16 protein-coding genes are annotated in these 18,872 nt (G+C 70.7%); 9 read left to right on the top strand and 7 right to left on the bottom strand.

Annotated elements, in window-relative coordinates; genetic code table 11:
* Positions 1-18: 18 nt before the first annotated feature.
* The 5 genes from ACH34Q_RS31365 (at position 19) to ACH34Q_RS31345 (ending at position 5,748) form a co-directional block, all read left to right on the top strand.
* A complete protein-coding gene (locus tag ACH34Q_RS31365; RefSeq protein ID WP_395986715.1) occupies positions 19-660 on the top strand; it encodes a hypothetical protein in 642 nt (213 codons plus the stop codon).
* 217 nt (positions 661-877) lie between these two features.
* Positions 878-1,087 (top strand): hypothetical protein, encoded by a 210-nt coding sequence (locus ACH34Q_RS31360; protein WP_395986714.1) that lies wholly within the window; start codon positions 878-880, stop codon positions 1,085-1,087.
* Between the two features lie 53 nt (positions 1,088-1,140).
* Complete coding sequence (locus ACH34Q_RS31355) at positions 1,141-3,201, top strand: hydantoinase/oxoprolinase family protein (protein ID WP_395986713.1); 2,061 nt, start codon at positions 1,141-1,143, stop codon at positions 3,199-3,201.
* Position 3,202: 1 nt separating this feature from the next.
* A complete protein-coding gene (locus tag ACH34Q_RS31350) occupies positions 3,203-5,077 on the top strand; it encodes a hydantoinase B/oxoprolinase family protein (protein WP_395986712.1) in 1,875 nt (624 codons plus the stop codon).
* Complete coding sequence (locus ACH34Q_RS31345) at positions 5,074-5,748, top strand: isochorismatase family protein (protein ID WP_395986711.1); 675 nt, start codon at positions 5,074-5,076, stop codon at positions 5,746-5,748. The genes ACH34Q_RS31350 and ACH34Q_RS31345 overlap by 4 nt, the downstream gene beginning before the upstream one ends.
* A 698-nt stretch (positions 5,749-6,446) precedes the next feature.
* On the opposite strand, the gene ACH34Q_RS31340 is transcribed toward ACH34Q_RS31345, so the two are convergent.
* Together ACH34Q_RS31340 and ACH34Q_RS31335 are read right to left on the bottom strand one after the other, a co-directional pair.
* On the bottom strand, positions 6,447-7,544 hold the full coding sequence (locus ACH34Q_RS31340) for a hypothetical protein (RefSeq protein ID WP_395986710.1): 1,098 nt from the start codon (positions 7,542-7,544) through the stop codon (positions 6,447-6,449).
* Positions 7,534-9,267: a SulP family inorganic anion transporter gene (locus ACH34Q_RS31335; RefSeq protein WP_395986709.1), complete on the bottom strand. Its 1,734-nt coding sequence runs from the start codon at positions 9,265-9,267 to the stop codon at positions 7,534-7,536. Before ACH34Q_RS31335 ends, ACH34Q_RS31340 begins: the two co-directional genes overlap by 11 nt.
* Positions 9,268-9,456: 189 nt before the next feature.
* On the opposite strand from ACH34Q_RS31335, the gene ACH34Q_RS31330 reads away from it, so the two are divergent.
* The 3 genes from ACH34Q_RS31330 to ACH34Q_RS31320 all read left to right on the top strand — a co-directional run bounded on the left by ACH34Q_RS31330 (position 9,457) and on the right by ACH34Q_RS31320 (position 13,613).
* Positions 9,457-10,713 carry a cation:proton antiporter gene (locus tag ACH34Q_RS31330; protein WP_395986708.1) on the top strand — a complete coding sequence of 419 codons (1,257 nt, stop codon included), beginning with the start codon at positions 9,457-9,459 and terminating at the stop codon, positions 10,711-10,713.
* Positions 10,714-10,830: 117 nt separating this feature from the next.
* Positions 10,831-13,188 (top strand): arylsulfatase, encoded by a 2,358-nt coding sequence (locus ACH34Q_RS31325; protein ID WP_395986707.1) that lies wholly within the window; start codon positions 10,831-10,833, stop codon positions 13,186-13,188.
* A 35-nt stretch (positions 13,189-13,223) separates the two neighbouring features.
* On the top strand, positions 13,224-13,613 hold the full coding sequence (locus ACH34Q_RS31320) for an SHOCT domain-containing protein (protein WP_395986706.1): 390 nt from the start codon (positions 13,224-13,226) through the stop codon (positions 13,611-13,613).
* Positions 13,614-13,904: 291 nt separating this feature from the next.
* On the opposite strand, the gene ACH34Q_RS31315 is transcribed toward ACH34Q_RS31320, so the two are convergent.
* From ACH34Q_RS31315 to ACH34Q_RS31305, 3 genes are all read right to left on the bottom strand, one after another.
* Complete coding sequence (locus ACH34Q_RS31315) at positions 13,905-14,453, bottom strand: hypothetical protein (protein ID WP_395986705.1); 549 nt, start codon at positions 14,451-14,453, stop codon at positions 13,905-13,907.
* Between the two features lie 125 nt (positions 14,454-14,578).
* The gene (locus tag ACH34Q_RS31310; RefSeq protein WP_395986704.1) at positions 14,579-16,087 is read right to left on the bottom strand and encodes a hypothetical protein; all 1,509 of its coding nucleotides are present in this window, start codon (positions 16,085-16,087) and stop codon (positions 14,579-14,581) included.
* A gap of 56 nt (positions 16,088-16,143) precedes the next feature.
* Positions 16,144-17,133, bottom strand: a complete 990-nt coding sequence (locus ACH34Q_RS31305) for a formylglycine-generating enzyme family protein (RefSeq protein ID WP_395986703.1) — start codon at positions 17,131-17,133, stop codon at positions 16,144-16,146.
* Between the two features lie 184 nt (positions 17,134-17,317).
* Here ACH34Q_RS31305 and ACH34Q_RS31300 point away from each other — a divergent pair, with 184 nt between their 5' ends.
* On the top strand, positions 17,318-17,803 hold the full coding sequence (locus ACH34Q_RS31300; protein WP_395986702.1) for a DUF6069 family protein: 486 nt from the start codon (positions 17,318-17,320) through the stop codon (positions 17,801-17,803).
* Between the two features lie 113 nt (positions 17,804-17,916).
* On the opposite strand, the gene ACH34Q_RS31295 is transcribed toward ACH34Q_RS31300, so the two are convergent.
* Positions 17,917-18,423: a cytochrome c oxidase subunit 2A gene (locus tag ACH34Q_RS31295; protein ID WP_395986701.1), complete on the bottom strand. Its 507-nt coding sequence runs from the start codon at positions 18,421-18,423 to the stop codon at positions 17,917-17,919.
* Entirely contained in the window at positions 18,423-18,860 is a 438-nt protein-coding gene (locus ACH34Q_RS31290; RefSeq protein WP_395986700.1) for a hypothetical protein, read from the bottom strand. The genes ACH34Q_RS31295 and ACH34Q_RS31290 overlap by 1 nt, the downstream gene beginning before the upstream one ends.
* Between the last annotated feature and the right edge of the window lie 12 nt (positions 18,861-18,872).

Here is an 18,872-nt window from a genome sequence, read left to right as displayed (position 1 = left end):
CGAGACCATGGAGTGACCATGTCGATTCGTGTCGAACGCAGCCACGTTCATCCTCCCGGCGACGGGCAGGGAGGGGCCGCCGGCGGGCAGCCGGTCGCGGTCCGGCTCGCGGGGCTGGTGCTGGCCGCCGGGGCGGCGGCCTGGGCGGTGGGAACCGTCATCGTCGGAGACAAGGTCTCCGAAGGGATCGTGCTGACCGACACCGTGACCGGCATGGGCTATGTGGCCGGTCTCTTCTGCCTCGTCCTGGTCGTCCTCTCCACCCGGGCGACCGGCCCGCGCAAGGGACGGGCCATTCCCATCGCCCTGCTGGTCATGCTGCCGGGAGCGTTCCTGTTCAACCTCATCTCCCTCGGACACCAGGGCAAGACCTACGAGGAACTCCCGCCCTGGCTCATGGCGGTGGACGCCTGCTGGCCGCTGGCCAACCTCACCATGCTGGTGCTGGGCGTGGCGGTGGCGAAGGTGGGCGTCTACCGGGGCTTCCTGCGCTGGCAGTTCCTGTTCTGCGGCCTGTGGCTGCCCGTATCGATGGCGGGCCAGGCGATCGGCGGTTCGGCCAGCGCCTACGTCAGCGCCGTGTGGCTGCTCGCGACCTACACCATCCTCGGTCTACGGCTGGCCCTGCGCCCTGCGGATGTGCGTCCCTCCCAAGCCTGACGTCCTGGAACGGGGCTTCTTCGCCGCCCCCGGCCTCCGCGGGGGCGGCCGGGGGCTCCCTCGACGATCCGGGGCCGCCTGGATGTCGCGCCGTTCACCTGCGTTCTGTCCGACCAGGGGAGAATATGTATGCAATCCATGCGGATTACCCGTCCTACCCTTGCATTTCGCACGAAACTTGTCCTATATGTATACAATATCGAGCGAGGGCGGCTGGATGAGTGCAACGAGTGACCGCGCCACCGAGGCGCTCCGCAGAGGGATCCCCGATGGCGAATACACCGCCGCTCTCACCGAGCACGCGGACGCGGGACGGCTCGACACCGAAGACCACTCGACGTTCAACGGCCTCGCCGGCAGCTCGGTGGTTCCCGCCACGATCGCCCCGCTCGTCCACGCCTCGGTGCACTCCGCCGGAGTGATCTGACAGCAGGCGGCACCCCCGGGCCGTCCGGTGGCGTCGCGCAACAGGGAGGTCTTGTGCGCTACAGACTCGGCGTGGACGTCGGCGGGACGTTCACCGACATCCTTCTCATCGACGAGGACACCGGACGGACCTACCGGGCCAAAACGCCCTCCACACCGCACGACCAGTCGATCGGCGTGCTGGCGGGGATGCGCAAGGCCGCCGCGGAGGCCGGGATCTCCCCCGGCGAGATCGGGCAGGTCCTGCACGGCACCACGGTCGCGACCAACGCGATCCTGGAGGGCAAGGGCGCCAGGGTCGGGCTGGTCACCACCCGCGGGTTCCGGCAGGTGCTGCAGATCGCGCGGTCGTTCGTCCCCGGCGGTCTGGCCGGGTGGATCATCTGGCCCAAGCCGGAGCCGCTGGCCGCGCTGGAGAACACCGTCGAGGTGACCGAGCGGATCGGCGCCGACGGCACGGTCGTCACCCCCCTGGACGAGGACGACGCCCGCGCCGGGCTGCGCCGCCTCAGGAACGCCGGCATCGAGGCCCTCGCCATCTCGCTCATCAACTCCTACGTGGACGGCACGCACGAGGAGCGCATCGCCGCGATCGCCAGGGAGGAACTGCCCGGCGTGCCGATCTCGGTGTCCTCCAGCGTCCTGCCGGAGCTGCGCGAGTACGAGCGGACCCTCACCACGGTCGCCAACGGCTACGTCCAGCCGCAGGTCGCCCGGTACATGGACGGCCTCGCCGGCAAGATCACCGAGGCGGGGATCGACGGCGGCCTGTACATCCTGCGCAGCGACGGCGGCCTGGCCAACGCCGTCACCGCCGCGCGCAACCCGGTGTCGATGCTGATGTCCGGCCCCGCCGGAGGCGTGACCGGCGCGATCTGGGCGGCCGGCCAGGCCGGGTTCGACGACCTGATCACCTTCGACATGGGCGGCACCTCGACCGACGTGGCCCTCGTCCAGGACGGCACCGCCCGGATCGGGCGCGAGACCAAGGTCGGCGACCTGGCCGTCCGGGCCGCGTCGGTGGACGTGCGGACGGTCGGCGCGGGCGGCGGCTCGATCGCGCACGTCCCGGAGCTGACCAGGGCGCTGCGGGTCGGCCCGCAGTCGGCGGGCGCGGAACCCGGCCCGGCCGCGTACGGCAAGGGCGGCACCGAGCCGACCGTGACCGACGCGAACGTGGTGCTGGGCAACCTGCCGTCCGAACTGGCGGGCGGTGAGATCACCCTGGACCGCAAGGCCGCGCGGGAGGCGGTCGCGGCGGTCGCGGAGGCGATGGGGCTCCCGAGCATCGAGGCGGCCGCGCAGGGGATCATCGACATCGTCAACGAGAACATGCTGGGCGGGATCCGGCTGGTCTCGGTACAGCAGGGCTTCGACCCGCGCGACTTCGCGCTGGTGGCCTTCGGCGGGGCCGGGCCGCTGCACGCCAACGCGCTCGGCCGCCTGACCGGCGCCTGGCCGGTGATCATCCCGCCGTCCCCGGGCGTGCTGTGCGCGTACGGCGACGCCACCACCAGCCTGCGGGACGAGGCCGCCCGCACGTACATCCGCCGGTTCTCCGAGCTGACCGACGCCGAACTGCACGGCATCCTCACCGAGCTGGCCGAGCAGGCCGCCTCGACGCTGGAGTCCGAGGGCGTGCCCCGCACCGACCACACCGTCACCTACCAGGTCGACCTGCGCTACCACGGCCAGGGCTTCGAGATACCGGTGCCGGTCGACATCGGGACCTTCGACGAGGACGGCGACGGCATGGCCGCGCTCGGCAAGGCGTTCGACGCCGCGCACCAGCGGCTGTTCTCGTTCCTGCTCGGCAACGAGTGCGAGCTGGTCAGCGCGCGTGCCGCCGTCAGCGGGCCGCGCCCGAACGTCCAGGCCCCCGTGCTCCCCGAGGGCGACGGGGACCCGTCGGCCGCCGTGGCGGGCACGACCCGCCTGTACGTGGACGGCGCCGAGACCGACGCCAAGGTCTACGACCGGACGAGGCTGCGGGCCGGCGACGTGATCGCCGGTCCCGCCATCGTCACCGAGATGGACTCCACCACCCTCGTCCTGCCCGGCCACGCCGCGACGGTGCACGCCGGCGGCAGCCTGCTGATCCGCCCGGAGGCCTGACATGGCACAGATCATCCAGAGCGACCCCGAACCGTTCGCGAAGGCCGAGGTCGACCCGGTCACCGTCGACATCATCGAGAACGCGCTGCGCAACGCCCGCTACGAGATGGACGAGGTGCTGTTCCGCACCGCGCTGTCCCCCGGCATCCGCGAGCAGCACGACGAGTTCCCGCTGATCGCCGACCCCGACGGCAAGATGGTGGTCGGGCAGTTCGGCCTGTCGATCCCGGCCCTCCTCGACCGGTTCGACGGCACGATCGAGGAGGGCGACGTCCTGCTCACGTCCGACCCGTACTCCTGCGACGGCGCGATCAGCCACGCCAACGACTGGCTGGTGGTGACGCCGATCTACGTGGCCGGGCGGGTCGTCGGCTGGGCCTCGATGTTCGGGCACATGTCCGACGTCGGCGGCAAGACGGCCTGCTCCATGCCGACCGACGCGCACACCATCTTCGAGGAGGGCGTGATCATCCCGCCCTTCAAGCTGTACGCCAAGGGCGTACTGAACGAGGACGCGCTCCGCATCATCCTCAACCAGGTCCGCCAGCCCGACTGGAACCGCGCCGACCTCAACGGCCTCGTGGCGGCCTGCCGCACCGCGTCCCGCCGCATCCAGGAGCTGTGCGCCCGGTTCGGCGCCGACACCTACGTCTCCACGCTGGACGCCCTGCTCGACCGCAACTACCACGCGATGAAGGTGCTGCTGGCGACGCTGTTCGAGGACGGCGAGACCATCACCTTCTCGGACTACATCTGCGACGACGGCGTCGGCCACGGCCCGTACAAGCTCACGCTGTCGCTCACCCGCACCGGCGAGAAGGTCCTGCTGGACTTCAGCGGCAGCGACCCGCAGTCACCGGGGCCGATCAACTACTACATCAACGAGAACCTGGCCCGGATGTTCTTCGGGATCTACGTGATCACGGTGGCGGACCCGCAGATCCTGTGGAACGACGGCTTCTACCCGCTGATCGACGTCCACATCCCCGACAAGTCCTTCTGGAAACCGGAGTTCCCCGCCGCCCTCAACGCCCGCAACCACGGCATCGGACGCATCTTCGACCTGTTCGGCGGGCTGCTCGGCCAGAAGACGCCCGACCTGCTCAACGCGGCCGGGTTCTCGTCCTCACCGCACTTCATGTACTCCGGCCACTACTCCGAGGGCGACCGCAAGGGCGAGTGGTTCCAGCTGTACTCGATCGGGTTCGGCGGCATTCCCGGGCGTCCCATCGGCGACGGGCCGGACGGGCACTCGCTGTGGCCGTCGTTCCTCAACATCCCGTGCGAGTACCTGGAGTCGTACTACCCGCTGCGGATCGAGCGCTGGGAGACCGTCTCCGACACCGGCGGCGCCGGGCTGCACCGCGGCGGCAACGGGGTGGACGTGGCGTACCGGTTCCTCGAACCCGGCACGATCGCGATCCACGACGACCGCTGGCTCACCTACCCGTGGGGCGTCAACGGCGGCGACCCCGGCGCGCGGGGGCGCAAGTGGATCGAACGGGCGGACGGCACCGTCGAGGTCCTGCCCAGCAAGATCCACGATGTGGCGGTGGCGCGCGGCGACCTCCTGCACTTCGTCACCTGGGGCGGCGGCGGATGGGGCGACCCGCTCGCCCGCGACCCGGAACTGGTCGCCCTGGAGGTCCTGCGCGGCCTGATCACGCCGGACGGCGCGGCCCGCTACGGCGTGGTCCTGTCCGCGGACGCCGAACTGGATCCCGCCGCCACCACCGAGCTGCGCGGACGCCTGCGCGCGGACCGTCCCGCCGAGCTGCCGGTGTTCAACATGGGCCCGCCCCTGGAGGAGATCCTCGCCAACGCCGAGGCCGAGACCGGGCTCCCCGCGCCCAGGCCGCCGGTGCCCGCGTCATGAGCACCGGCCCCGTGTCCCGTTCCGGCGCCGCCGACGCCGACCTGGCCGAGGACTACACCTCGGCCGGGTTCGGCCGGGCGCTGGACTGGGGCTCCTCGCCGGCCGTGATCGTCATCGACATGGTGCGGGCCTACTTCCAGCCGGGCGCCGAGCTGTACCTGGGCGGCCGCGACTGCCTGGAGTCGGCGGCGCGGGTGGTCGCGGCGGCCCGCGCCGCCGGGGTGCCGGTGCTGCACACCCGCGTCGCGTACGGGCCGCGCGGCCTGGACGGCGGCCTCTTCTACCGCAAGGTCGCCGCGCTCCGGCATTTCTCGGTCGACGCCGAGACCCCCGAGCTGGGGGAGATCATGCCGGAGGTCGCCCCGCGCCAGGACGAGCTGGTGCTGGTCAAGCAGTACGCCAGCGCCTTCTTCGGTACCTCCCTGTCGGCCACGCTCGCCGCGTCCCGGATCGACACGCTGGTGATCTGCGGGGTGAGCACCAGCGGCTGCGTGCGCGCCACCGCCGTGGACGCGATCTCGCACGGGTACCTGCCGATCGTCGTGCGCCAGGCCGTCGGCGACCGCGACCCGCGCCCGCACGAGGCCAACCTCTTCGATCTCCAGGCCAAGTACGCCGAAGTGCGGGACGAGACCGAGGCCGTCCAACGCCTGAAAGACCACCGCCCATGACCGCAGCCCTGGCGCCCTTTCACCGCGCCACAACGCCTTCAGAGACATCCGCTCTTTTCGTCACCGTTCTGGCCGGTCTTTTCTGCGGGATCGTCGGCGTCGTGGTGGCCCCCGTGGTGGCCGCCATAGTGCTGGACACCGTGAGGCTGTTCCAGGAGGGGGAAACGGCCGTCCCTCAACGGGAAACCTCAGCGAAGTCAAGGGCATCTGGTCTCATCCCCCGCGGGTGATGGCGGTGGACGCCGCCGGCACTTGACTTGTCCCACGGATTGTCCACTCAGAGGCTTGCCCCGACCCTGGCCGGCCATTCGTGGAAGGAGCACGTCCGCCGAGCAGCGTGGGAAGGCGCGTGACGGGGGCGAGATGGCCAGAGCACGCAGGGTGGCACGCCACGAGTTCCGCCGAACAGCCCGCCATACGTCACGTCGTCACTGAGGAAGGTAGCGGGTGCGTTCTTCGGCGACCGGCTGCGCTCCCCCCGCGCCGGCCTTCGCCCACGCTGTGCAAGATCGCGGCCTTCCCACAGAAGTCACTGTCCTGCACCGGGAGAAGAGCTGGCATGGCACGCATGACGTCACCGGCGGCCCGCGACGCGCGGCGGTATCAGCCTGAGCTCTACTCCCCCGCCATGCCGGGCGGTTGACCGCCGACCGTATCGCGGCCCTGTACCCGGGACTGCTCGATGGGCCGGCCGAGCCCTACACCCCGGCAGGCCTGGTCCCGGCACCTTCCGCGACTCTCAGCTCGTACACGGGCCGGTACCGGTCGTGCAGTGACGTGATCAGGCTGATCAGCAGCACGAAGAACACGGTGTCGACCCGGTTGAGATCGCCCTCTCCCCGTCCCAGCAGCCATCCGGCGAGCACGACGAGGCCGACGTTGAAGGCCAGCCGAACCAGGAAGGCGATGACCGCCGACCGGGCACCGCGACGGCCGCGCGCGGCCCACAGGCTGAACGCGGTGTTCAGAACGACGAGGATCGCCAGCGCCGAGAACACCTGCATGGTGGTGGCCCGCAGGCCGGGGAGCACCTGGGCGAACACGACGCTGATGAGGCCGACGAGGAAGACCTTCTCGACGGTCACCAGGGACAGCGTCCTGCCGTGCCGAGCCCGCCAGGCGTCCCGCTCGGCGGCGGTGCCGATCGGCTCGGGGAGCCGGTCGACGGCCAGCCGCCACCACCGGTCGGCCGGCCGCAGGCGGGGCCGCACCGCGAACCAGAACACCGCGAGCAGCACGAGCAGCGCGGCGACGATCGCGGGACCGAACCAGGGCACGTCCGCCAGTGTCTCGGTCACATCCAGCTTGGCGATGTGGATCCAGTACTCCTGCGGCAGCTTGATCACGATCCAGATGACGGCGGCCGCCGTCAGCCAGAAGCCCGCCCGGAGCCTGACCGGGTCCCACCGGCTGCGGATCCCCTCGTACGCGATGAAGAAGTACTCGAAGGTGTTAGGGAAGATCAGCAGGAGTGGCCGCCACTGGGTCAGCTCGAACGCCACGACCCCGACCAGGCGATAGAAGTAGAGGAATCGGGACGTCTTGAAGGCGAACGTGCTCGCCCAGTTCCGCATGGTCGCCAGGTAGGCGAGCGCGAGGTAGTAGACGTCCATCGCCTTGTCGTAGCCCTGGTAGCCGGGCGGGTCGTGCCCGAAGGACTGGAAGATCGTCTGGTCGACGCCGTCGAGGACCAGGCAGCTGATGATCGCGGGCAGCGGAAAGCGGAAGACCAGCAACGGCAGCAGGAACCGCGCCCCGACCACCGTCCAGAACACGGCGGCGACCTCAGCGCTCACGGGGCCCTCCGTCCATGCGCCGATGCTGTACGGCCCATGCCTCGGCGTCCAGGTAGGCGGCGCGGGTCGACTCCCCGAGCAAGGGGGTGGCTTCGAACGCCCGCACGGGTCCCGAAACGTCGACGTGTCTCGTGCGGTGCAGGCGCTCGGCCATCGCGGGATCGAGTCCGCTGAGGTACAGCCGTCCGCCGACTCTGGCCAGGCTCTCGGCATAGTCGGTGATGACGAGGAAGAACGTGGCCCCGAGGGAGGTCCGGCCTCGCAGCCGCAGGATCACGACCGGGGAGTCGGTTCCCGCCGGTTCGGGGAGGCGTGCCCGCAGCGTCCGGCCCCCGGCGTAGAACAGGCTGCCGTACACGTCGAGCGCGGTCACCTGGTGGCTGGTCAGCGACACCGGCGCGGGGCGTTCGCGCCAGGTCCGGTCGCCGTCGGGCACCAGCTCCACCACCTTCAGGTCGATCGCCTCCTGGTTGAGCTGCATGAGCAGCGAGAGCGCCACGCCGACGCCGACGGCGACCGCCACCGGCAGGAGCAGCGTGGCGGTGAACGTGGTGATGACCGCGATCTGGGACGTGGGGCCGGTGCGCAGGATCGTGATGACCTCGGCGGGCCGCAGGGCGCCGGAGGCGGCGAAGATGAGCACCGCCGCGAGCGTCGGCATCGCGACCGTCCCCACCACTCCGGACAGCGCCATGAGGATCAGCAGCATCCAGATCCCGCACCACATGGGCCCCCACCGGGTACGGGCGCCGTTCGCGGCGGCGAGTGCCGTCTGCCCGACCGAGCCACCGACCGGCTGGCCGCGGAACAACCCGGCCGCCAGGTTGCCCACCCCCTGGGCGATGAAGTCGCGGTTGGTGTCCGACGGCTTCCCGTCCTTGCCGGGAACGGACTCGGCGACACCGGTGCCCTGGACGAGCACGATCAACGCGATCGCCAGCGCCCCGCCCATCAGATTCAGCGAAAGGGGGGCGAGCCCTGGAAGGTGCGGCAGGGGGAAGCCTCCGGGGATGGCACCGGCGTCCTCGACCCGGGCGACGCCGCCGGCTCCGGCCAGCATGACCATCCCCGTCGGTACGGCCAGCGCCAGCATGGTGCCCGCGATCGCCCAGCGCGTCCTCTTGAGCGCGACCAGGATGGCCAGGGCCGCCAGGCCCGTGAGCAGGGAGGCGAGCTCGATGCCCGCCGGATCGGTCACGACGGCGAACGCCTTCGCCAGGGATACCGCGCCTTGGGCGGGCGAACCGGTGAGGTCGGGGAGCTGGCCGCAGATGATGTTCACCGCGATCCCGGTCAGGAAGCCGATCATCACCGAATGGGAGACGAACCGGGTGTACCGGCCGAGTCGCAGCACTCCCGCGGCGATCATCACGGCTCCAGCGAGCACCGTGAGCAGGAGGAGCGCCGACGGTCTCTCGGCCGGATCGACTCCTTGCAGGGTCGAGCCCGCGGCGAGCGCGGCGGCGCTCGTGGTGTTGATGACCATCAGCCGGGTGCTGGTGGACATGCCACCGAAGAGCGGCCCGGCGAAGTTCGCGAAGAGACCGTGGGCCGGGCTGACACCCACCAGGAGCGAATTGGCCATTCCCTCCGGTACGCCACTGACCGCACCAGGCACCCCGGCCGCCGCGTCCGCGCGCATGTCGCGCCAGTCGGGCCGCATCGCGCGAAGCCGTCTGCCGACCTGGCCGAACGCGCGGCCCATCGTGTCGCGTGTGCCCATCTCGGGAAACCGCCAAGGGGATGTGTCCCAGCGCGACTGATCCGGACCGGCCGTGACCGTCGCGCTGGGTGAGCTGCCGGGGGCCGGCCACCACCGTCGCGGATGGCGGAAGGGGTGCCATCACCCATCCGGGGTGATGGCCCGCGTCCGTGGCGGCGGGAGCATCGCCACCAGGAGGGGACACGGAACATGGGTGCCACCAGCTTCGCCGTCATCGCGGGAATGGTCTTCCTCTGGGGAGCCTTCTCGGCCAGGCTGCAACATCTCGACCTGACGGCCGCCATCGTGTTCACCGCGGCCGGAGCCGTGCTCGCGCACGCGCCCATCAAGGTGATGGCCGAGGTGACGCTCGTCCTGGTCCTGTTCTCGGACGCCACCCGGGTACGGATCGCCGACTTCCGCGCCGACCTCGGTCTCTACGCGCGGCTGCTGGGTGCGGGGTTGCCGCTGACGATCGCCGCGGGCACGGGCGTGGCGTACGCGCTGTTCCCGGGAGGCGGCATCTGGCAGGCGCTGCTCATCGGCGCCGCCCTCGCCCCGACGGACGCGGCCCTCGGCGCGGCCCTGATGTCGAACCCCGCCGTGCCGGCGCGGATCCGGCGCCTGATCAACGTCGAGAGCGGTCTGAACGACGGGATCGCCACACCGTTCGTCGTGCTCGCCATCGTGGGCGTCTCGTCCGCCGGGGCGGTCGAGCACGGTGGTCCCCTCGCCGCGCTGACCGAGTTGGCGCTGGGCGCCCTCATCGGCGCCGGGGTCGGCGGGCTGGGCGGCGAGCTACTCCGCCGCGCCCGCGGGCGCGGCTGGTCGGCCGAGGGCTTCGCCGGTCCCGCGGTACTGGGCCTGGCCCTGTGCGCCTATGCGACCGCCGTCGCGGTGGACGGGAACGGCTTCATCGCCGCCTTCGTCAGTGGGATCGCGTTCGGCAATCTGTCCGGAAGGGAGAACGAGCGGCTCGTACCGTTCGTGGAGGAGTCCGGCGGCCTGGCCTCGCTGCTGGTGTGGATGCTGTTCGGCGCCGTGGCCGTGGTCCCCGCCATCGAGGGACTGACCTGGCAGGTGGCGATCTACGCCCTGCTCAGCCTGACCGTTCTGCGGATGGTGCCGGTCGCCCTGGCGTGCGTGGGCTCCGGGCTCGGCCGAGCGACGGTCGCCTTCACGGGCTGGTTCGGCCCCCGTGGCCTGGCCTCCGTCATCTTCGCCTTACTGGCCCTGGAGGAACTCGGTGCGGCGGCGGCCGGCCCGGCGCTGACGGTCATCACGATCACGGTGCTGCTCAGCGTGCTCGCCCATGGCAGCACGGCCGGGCCGCTGGCGGGGTTCTACGCCACCCGCCTGCCCACACTGCCGACCGCACCCGAGCATGTGCCCGTGCCCGAGCTGGCACCTCGCGCCTTGACCCGTCGTACGCCGGATGCGGCGGCCGTCCCTGTCCAGCGCGCGTGATGTCCATCAGCGGGGCAGGCCGACGGGCGAGTGGACGATCCTCGCCCGTGGCGGGTGATGCCCTCCGGTCCCGGCGGACCGACGCTGGGGTCCTTCCTAGCCCATAGGGGGTCTGCCATGACCAGGCCGTTCCGCGGCATCGTCAACCTGGACATCCGTGACTCGGTTCCCGACTGGGGACCGTACGAGCAGCCCAAGGCTCCGCCCGGATCGCCCAACATCGTGTACATCGTCCTCGACGACGTCGGCTTCGGCGCGATGAGCTGCTACGGCGGGCCGATCGATACCCCGAACATCGACCGGATCGCGGCACAGGGCCTGCGCTACGGCCAATGGCACACCACCGCCCTGTGCTCGCCCACCCGGTCCTGCCTGCTGACCGGGCGCAATCACACCGTCAACGGCATGGCGTGCATCAGCGAAGCCAGCGTCGGCTTCCCCGGCGCCAACGGGCACATTCCGCCGGAGTGCGCCAACCTGGCGGAGATCCTGGTCGAGCAGGGCTTCCGGACGGCATTGGTCGGCAAGTGGCACCTGTGCGCCGAGGACGAGATGAACCTGGCCTCGTCCAAGCACAACTGGCCGGTCGGCCGCGGGTTCGAGCGGTTCTACGGGTTCCTGGGCGCCGAGACCAGCCAGTGGTATCCCGATCTGGTCCACGACAACCACCCGGTGGAACAGCCCTCGACGCCGGAGGAGGGCTACCACTTCGGCGAGGACATCACCGACAAGGCGATCCAGTTCGTCGACGACGTCAAGGCGATCGCTCCGGACCATCCGGTCTTCCTCTACTACGCGCCGGGCTGCGCGCACGCCCCCCACCAGGTTCCGCACGGGTGGGCCGAGCGGTACAGGGGGCACTTCGACGCGGGCTACGAGGTGATGCGCGAGCAGACCCTCGCCAAGCAGAAGAAGCTGGGCCTGGTCCCCGAGAACACCGAACTGCCGCCGATCAATCCGATCGGCGCCCCGGAGACCCGCAAGGGCCCGGACGGCCAGCCGTTCCCGCCCTTGGACTACACCCGCCCATGGGACAGCCTGTCCGACGAAGAGCAGCGGCTCTTCGCGCGCATGGCCGAGGTGTACGCGGGGTTCCTCACCCACTGCGACGACCAGATCGGCCGGCTGCTCGCCTACCTGGAGGAGATCGAGCAGCTCGACAACACCATCATCGTGGTGGTCTCCGACAACGGGGCCAGCGGCGAAGGCGGCCCCAACGGGTCCGTGAACGAGAACAAGGTCTTCAACGGCGTCGCCGACGACCTGGCCGAGAACATGGCCATGCTGGACGATCTGGGCAGCACCAAGACCTACAACCACTACCCGAACGGCTGGGCGATGGCCTTCAACGCCCCGTTCAAGATGTGGAAGCGGTACTCCTTCAACGGCGGCACCTCCGACCCCTGCATCATCTCCTGGCCCGCCGGCATCGAGGCCCGCGGCGAGGTCCGGGACCAGTACCACCATGCCATCGATGTGGTCCCGACCCTTCTGGACTGCCTCGGCGTGGAACTCCCCGACTCGGTCAAGGGCTACACGCAGCACCCGATCCAGGGGGTGAGCATGCGCTACAGCTTCGACGCCCCGCACGTCCCCAGTGCCAAGAGCACGCAGTTCTTCTCCATGCTCGGGACCCGGGGGATCTGGCACAACGGCTGGAAGGCGGTCACCACCCATCCCGCGCTCAGCGGCTGGGGTCACTTCAACGAGGACACCTGGGAGCTCTACAACACCCAGGAGGACCGGTCCGAGCTGCACGACCTCGCCGGCGAGCAGCCCGCCAAACTGGCCGAGCTCGTCGGCCTGTGGTTCCACGAGGCCGGCGCCAACCAGGCCTACCCGCTCGACGACCGCGGTCCGGTGGAGATCCTGGACACCCCGCGGCCCAAGCTGGCGCCACCGCGCAACCGCTACATCTACCGGCCGGGCGGCGCGGAGGTCCCGGAATCGGTGGCGGTGAGCGTCTCCAACCGCTCGTACTCGATCGGCGCGCTCGTCGACATCCCGGCGCCGGGGGCCGAGGGGGTGCTCTTCTCGCACGGAGGCCGTTTCGGCGGCCACGCGCTCTACGTCAAGGACGACCGGCTGCACTACGTCTACAACTTCCTCGGCAGCGAGGTGCAGCGGATCGACGCGACCGAGGACCTGCCCACCGGCGGGAACCTCATCCTGGCCGCCTCGTTCGACAAGGACGACGAGGACCCGGCCGGCACCGCCCGCGGCGTCCTCAGCCTCTTCTACGGCGAGCGCAAGGTCGGCGAGGGACGGATCCGGACGCAGCCCGGCAAGTTCGGGATCGGCGGCGAAGGACTCAACGCGGGCCGTGACAGTGGCGAGCCCGTCACCGATGACTACCCCGGCACGGCGCCCTGGACGTTCACCGGCGGGACGCTGAACCGGGTCGTGATCGACGTCAGCGGCGAGCCGTACGTCGATCTGGAGCGCGAGGCCGCCGCCATGCTCTCCCGCGAATAGCGGAACCCCGGCACCGACACCGACAGGAGATCGACATGGACGACTACCCCCTGCTGAACGTGTTCTGGACCATGATGTGGTTCTTCCTCTGGGTCCTCTGGCTCATGCTGCTCTTCCGGGTCATCGCCGACGTCTTCCGCGACGACTCCTCGAGCGGCTGGGCCAAGGCCGGCTGGACGATCCTCGTGATCGTCATCCCGTTCATCGGCGTGCTCGCCTACCTGATCGTGCGCGGCGATGAGATGGGGCGCAGGGAGATCGCGCGGCACGAGGCGGCGTACCGGTACTACGGGGGCTCGAACGGCGGGCCCGCCAAGGGCACCGGGCATGCCGAGCAGCTCTCCCGGCTCGCCGAGCTCAAGAGCCACGGCGACCTCACGGTCGAGGAGTACGAGCTGGCCAAGGCCAAGGTCCTGGCCGCCTGAGCCGGCCGGCCGAACGCCTCCGGGGCGGGGAACGAAGGTGTTCCCCGCCCCGGAATCATGCTCGGCCGCCGGTGCCTCGGGCGCGTGCGAGACCCCGGCGGTCTGTGCTCGGCCGCCGGGGTCTCAGGGCTCGTAGGTCTCTCAGGGCTCGTGGGTTCTCAGGGCTCGTAGGTGCGGGTCTTCGTCCGCGGTACGGCTAGCCCCTGCGCCGGGAGACGCGTCGGGCGGTACGGCGGGCCGTGCGGCGGGCGACTCTGCGGCTGGCGAACATCGTCGGATTCCTTTCGTCGATCACTTTCCGCGTGCTGCGGTGGTCATCTCCAGGGCGTGCAGTTCCCTGGCCTCCTCGGCGGTGTGCAGTCCGATCGCGACCAGGTCGAGCGGGCTGATGAACCCGTCGCCGACCCGGAAGCCGCCAGCTCGCAGAACCGCGTCGCGCAGCGGCACGGCCCAGTGGTGCTCCAGCAGGATGAGCGCGGCGGCGGAGTCGTTGGGAAGCTCGTCGAGGACGTCCCACGCCGGGTCCTCGTCGAACACCCCGACGCCCTCGGCCGCGGCCTCCGCCCCCAGCAGGGCCCCGGCCTCCATGCCCGCCTCGCCTTCGATCCCCAGGCCGATCAGGGCGCCGACCTTGCTGCCCAGCTCGACCGCCTCGTTCCAGGACAGGTTGCTGAGGTGCTCCACCTCCAGCTCCCCGTTCTTGTCCTTGTAGACGGCCAGCGCGTCGATGACCCGCACCGTGTCGCTCCGCCGCAGCCGCTCCAGTTCCGCGATGATCTCGCCGTGGAACTCGGGATGGGCGAAGCCCAGGACGATGAGCTGGACAGGTCCGATCGCCATGACGATCCCTTCTCGGTGATCACACGACCACCGTGATGTCTCTACCTGGAGGCACGGCGTGCCCGGTCATCAGCGCCGGCAGGTCGCCCGCCGGGAGTGACGCGGTCTCGCCGTGCCGGGGCACTTCAGGAAGGAGCGAGCGTCACCCCCGTCCCGGACGTACCGGGCTCCGCGATGGCCGGGCCGGCCGGCCCGTCGCCGCCGCGGCCCCACCGGGCGACCAACGTCACGAGCAGTTCGAACGCGGCCAGCAGGAGCGCGATGACCAGGAGCGACGTCCAGGAGGAGAAGAACAGGGCGAGGAGCGCGGCCAGCACTGCCCCGCCGATCCGCAGCGGGTCGAGGTGGCGCGCCGTCCAGCGCCGGAGCTCGCCGCTCGTGCCCACCCTGCGCGTGGTCCGCAGAGCGTCGCGTCCGTACTTGACGGAGGAGCGGCGCAGCGCGGCGGGAAGCCGTCCGGGGCCGACCAGGTAGGCCAGCACGGCGAGCGCGATCCCGAGCCAGAGCAACTGGTCACCACGCCCCCGAAGGGTGGTGAACACCTCCTGCATCGCGACCGAGGCGCCCTGGCGGTACAGCCCATCGGGCACTTCGCCGAGCAGCTGGTCCCGTACGGCCCGGAGCACGGCCGTCAGGACCACGACCGAGAGCGCGAGCCCCACCCCGAACTGCAGGAGCGTGCGGCGGCGGTGCGGGGTGATCAGCAGTGCCAGCGCCAGGAGCAGCAGGGACCCTGCCACCAGGAGGGTGACCGAGCGCTTGAAGAACAGCACCGCCTGCTGCAGCTCGCCGAGCCCGTCCCGGTGGTACAGCTCGATCTGGGCGAAGTCGTCAGGGAGCGAGACTCCCAGCGCGGTCTCGACGCGCTGTTCCAGTCCCGGCGGTATCTGCCCGGACGTCAGCGCCGGCAGGTCGAGCTGCTTGCCGAACATGGTGGGAAGCCGGCTCTCCAGAGCGACCAGGACGTTGTTGACGATGGGCAGCAGGTTGAGCGTCACGGTCCCGCCGCTGACCGACACGGTCTGGCTGCGGCCTTCCAGGATGGCCACGATGCCGGCATGGGCCCTGCGGTTGGCGTCGTCCCACAGCTTCCGGAACTGCTCGGTCGCCATGAACTTCTGGATCGTGTCGCGGACGTAGTCCTGCACCGCACTGGTCGTGGGGCCGGCGAGGAAGGCGGCCTTGGGCGGCAGCGCCTGGGCCAGCCGCTGCTGGACGTTCAGCTGCTCGAAGACCTCGCCGGTGAGGTAGGTCGCCATCGCCGCATTGATCTCCGGGTGCTCGGGCAGCGGACCGACGGTCGCGACCCACCGGTCGGTGTTCAGCGTGGTACGCCCGCCCCAGACACCGACGACCGAGGCGACGGCCCCGAAGGCCGCCAGCGCGACGAGCACGACCGCGATGACCTGCCGTACGGCCACCAGGCTCGGCCGGCCGCCGCCGCGAGCCCGGGGCGGCGGTGCGGCGAGACGCTCGCGAAGCCGCGCCACCTCGGCGCGCAACCGCTTCAGCTCGTCGGCATCGGTGGCCGCGCCGGGCCCTGGGCCGGTCGGCGCGCCGCCGTTCCCGGGTACGGCGGGTACGGGCTCCTGCGTGCCGGAGCCACCGTCCTGCCGGCGATCGGACTCGCTCATGGTGGACCTTTCGTCACGGCCTGAACGGGACGGGCCTGAGTCCGCCCCGGCCGGCCTCACCCGTGGAGGGCTCCGGACCGGCGGACGATGCAGCGGAAGCCGATGTGGCCGGTCGAGGTGTCGATCGCCTCGCCCTGCCGGGCGGCGGGCCGGTAGCGCAGGCAGTAGTTCGGGGCGCACAGGTGCGAGCCCCCCTTGATGACCTTGCGCGGGATGCTCTCCGCTCCCCCGCCCGATGTGCCGGCCGTCATCGGCACCTCGACCCGGGGGTTGCGCGGGACGCAGCAGGCCTTCGCGGCCTCGCCGGGGTGGCGCGGCGTGTGGAAGTCACACGTCCACTCCCAGACGTTGCCCGCCATGTCATAGAGGCCGTAGCCGTTCGGCCGGAAGGACCGTACGGGGGACGTTCCGGCGCGGCCTCCCGGGCCGAGGTTCTGCCACGGGAACTCCCCCTGCCAGGTGTTGGCCATTCTCCGTCCCCTGGGCGAGAACTCGTCGCCCCAGACGAACGCCGCGCTTTCCAGCCCGCCGCGTGCGGCGAACTCCCATTCGGCCTCGGTGGGCAGTTCTTTCCCCGCCCAGGCCGCGTACGCCTCGGCGTCCTCAGGCGTGACATGGACGACAGGGTGGTGTTCACGGCCGCCGAGGTCGCTGCCCGCACCCTCCGGACGGGACCAGCAGGCACCCGGAACGTACGACCACCAGTTCCGGTAATCGCTGAGATCAACCGGGCCCGCGGCCGCTTGGAAGACCAGTGAGCCCGGCACCAGAAGCGCGGGATCCGCGCCTGGATAAGCGGCGGGATCGAGCGGGCGCTCGGCCACACTGACATGGCCGGTCGCCTGGACGAAGCGACGGTATTCGGCGTTGGTCACCACATGCTCGTCCATCCAGAAAGCGTCCACGGTGACCCGGTGGACCGGCCGTTCCTCCGGATAGAAGCGCTCATCCCCCATCAGGAACGTCCCGCCCGGCACGCGGACCATGTTCTTGAACGGTCGCCGGCCGGTTCGGATGGCGCCGCCGGCGGTGGTGCTCGAGCTCATGGGACTCCCTTCCGCACGAAAGGAGGCCAGCATCTCTCCCGGGTACGGGCGCCGTATCACCCGGAAAGGATGAGGTTCCGGGCATCGACTTCAGGCCGCCCTATCGCCTTCCACGGGTGAGGGCCGGGGCTCGCCGTTTCTCTACGGTACGAGCGATGCACACGACCTCGGAAAGGAGCCGGTGATGGCTGGACCGGTGTACGGCGAAGGTGTACCGCCCGCACGGCAGTTCGAGAGCGAGCCCGCCGTGAACATGGCCCGTTTGTGGGGCGGCGGAGTCTCGACCGCCCTCGTCGCGGCGTTGACCGCGGCCGTCGGTGTCCTTTTCGTGCGGGGCGTCCTCGATATCGCGATCATGGCGCCGAAATCGACCGGGACGTTCGGAGGATCGACGGCCACCGCCTATGTCGTGATGGCGGGCATCGGCGGGATCCTCGCCACGTTCCTGCTGCACGTTCTGATCCTGCTGGCCCCGGCGCCGCTGAGCTTCTACTCCTGGATCGCGGGGCTGACCACCGTGATGATCACGATCGCGCCGCTCACCGCGGACGCTCCGCTGTCGGTCAAGGTCGCGACCGCGCTGATCAACTTCGCGGTCGGGATGGTCTACGTCGCGCTGCTGCCCCAGGTCGCCGCGGCCAGCTTGAAGTCCGAGCCCGCCGGCGGCTGAGTCGCGCGCCGGTCTCACCGCGGGTCCCCTCGCCGTTCCGGTGAGGGGACCCGCGCCTTGCCGGACGGCGGTGCTCGCGCGCCGGATGCCGTCCTGGTCTCCCGAACACGGGCTCAGTGCGCCAGCAGGAACTTGAGGGAGACGATGACCATTCCCAGCAGGAGGTTGACCAGACCGGCCGTCAGGTAGGTGCGCGGTCTCGCGCCCGCTTGGACGAGGGCCGCGACGGCCCAGCCCACCTGGCCTCCGAGAGCCGTCACCAGCGCCAGCCAAGCCGTCGTCACGTCGGGCAGTCCGAGGAGCCAGCCGGCGCAGGCGACGGCCGCGGGCGGGACGGCGGCCTGGGCGAGCGGCCACTCCGCGGCACCGACGGCCCTGACGTCCGCCCGGCGCACCGGGATCCCGACCGCGCGCTCGCCCGCCAGCCGCGCGTAGACGTGGGCGAACCAGAAGACGAGCCCGGTGGCGATCAGGAGGACCACCAGCGCGAAGGCGGGCGTCGGGTCCTTGCGCGGGCTGGACCCGACGATCACCGAGGCGGCCAGGAGGGACCCGTACACCGCACCCGCGTACTCGGTGCGCGCCGGGTCCCCCGCCGTCCGCCGGCCGTCGTGGGTCATCAGTCCCAGACGGCGTCGGCCGCCTGCCGCGAGTACACGGCGAGAGCCCAGATCACCGCGATGTCCAGCGCGATGATCAGCAGCGACCAGACCGGATAGTAGGGAATGAACATGAAGTTCGCGATGGCGTTGAGTACCGCGAGGACGATGCCGAGGCTCCGTGCCCAGGCGCGCCCGGAGAGCACGGCGAAGCCGGCCGCCACCACCAGGATCCCGAACAGCAGGTGGATCCAGCCCCACGCGGTGACGTCGAACTCGAAGACGTAGCCGCCGCGCACCACGAAGAATTCGTTCTCGAGGATCGCGGCGAATCCCGCGATCGCACTGAACATCCCCGACATCACCATCACGCATGCCGCGAAGACGCTGAGCCCCACCGCCGCGCGGTTGACGGACGGGGCGGCCCCCCTGTCCTGAGTGTGCGTTCCTCCGGTCATTTCAGGTCCTCC

The organism is Actinomadura sp. 9N407 (assembly GCF_044326315.1).
Lineage (GTDB): Bacteria > Actinomycetota > Actinomycetes > Streptosporangiales > Streptosporangiaceae > Spirillospora.
The sequence above is the reverse complement of the archived record's forward strand: the minus strand, read 5'-3'. Positions and strand labels throughout refer to the sequence as shown.

Coding starts and splice junctions, on each gene's coding strand:
- ACH34Q_RS31325 (WP_395986707.1), top strand. CDS start 10,831: ATGACCAGGCCGTTCCGCGGCATCGTCAACCTGGACATCCGTGACTCG.
- ACH34Q_RS31335 (WP_395986709.1), bottom strand. CDS start 9,267: ATGGGCACACGCGACACGATGGGCCGCGCGTTCGGCCAGGTCGGCAGA.
- ACH34Q_RS31350 (WP_395986712.1), top strand. CDS start 3,203: ATGGCACAGATCATCCAGAGCGACCCCGAACCGTTCGCGAAGGCCGAG.
- ACH34Q_RS31300 (WP_395986702.1), top strand. CDS start 17,318: ATGGCTGGACCGGTGTACGGCGAAGGTGTACCGCCCGCACGGCAGTTC.
- ACH34Q_RS31290 (WP_395986700.1), bottom strand. CDS start 18,860: ATGACCGGAGGAACGCACACTCAGGACAGGGGGGCCGCCCCGTCCGTC.
- ACH34Q_RS31360 (WP_395986714.1), top strand. CDS start 878: ATGAGTGCAACGAGTGACCGCGCCACCGAGGCGCTCCGCAGAGGGATC.
- ACH34Q_RS31305 (WP_395986703.1), bottom strand. CDS start 17,133: ATGAGCTCGAGCACCACCGCCGGCGGCGCCATCCGAACCGGCCGGCGA.
- ACH34Q_RS31310 (WP_395986704.1), bottom strand. CDS start 16,087: ATGAGCGAGTCCGATCGCCGGCAGGACGGTGGCTCCGGCACGCAGGAG.
- ACH34Q_RS31330 (WP_395986708.1), top strand. CDS start 9,457: ATGGGTGCCACCAGCTTCGCCGTCATCGCGGGAATGGTCTTCCTCTGG.
- ACH34Q_RS31295 (WP_395986701.1), bottom strand. CDS start 18,423: ATGACCCACGACGGCCGGCGGACGGCGGGGGACCCGGCGCGCACCGAG.
- ACH34Q_RS31315 (WP_395986705.1), bottom strand. CDS start 14,453: ATGGCGATCGGACCTGTCCAGCTCATCGTCCTGGGCTTCGCCCATCCC.
- ACH34Q_RS31345 (WP_395986711.1), top strand. CDS start 5,074: ATGAGCACCGGCCCCGTGTCCCGTTCCGGCGCCGCCGACGCCGACCTG.
- ACH34Q_RS31365 (WP_395986715.1), top strand. CDS start 19: ATGTCGATTCGTGTCGAACGCAGCCACGTTCATCCTCCCGGCGACGGG.
- ACH34Q_RS31320 (WP_395986706.1), top strand. CDS start 13,224: ATGGACGACTACCCCCTGCTGAACGTGTTCTGGACCATGATGTGGTTC.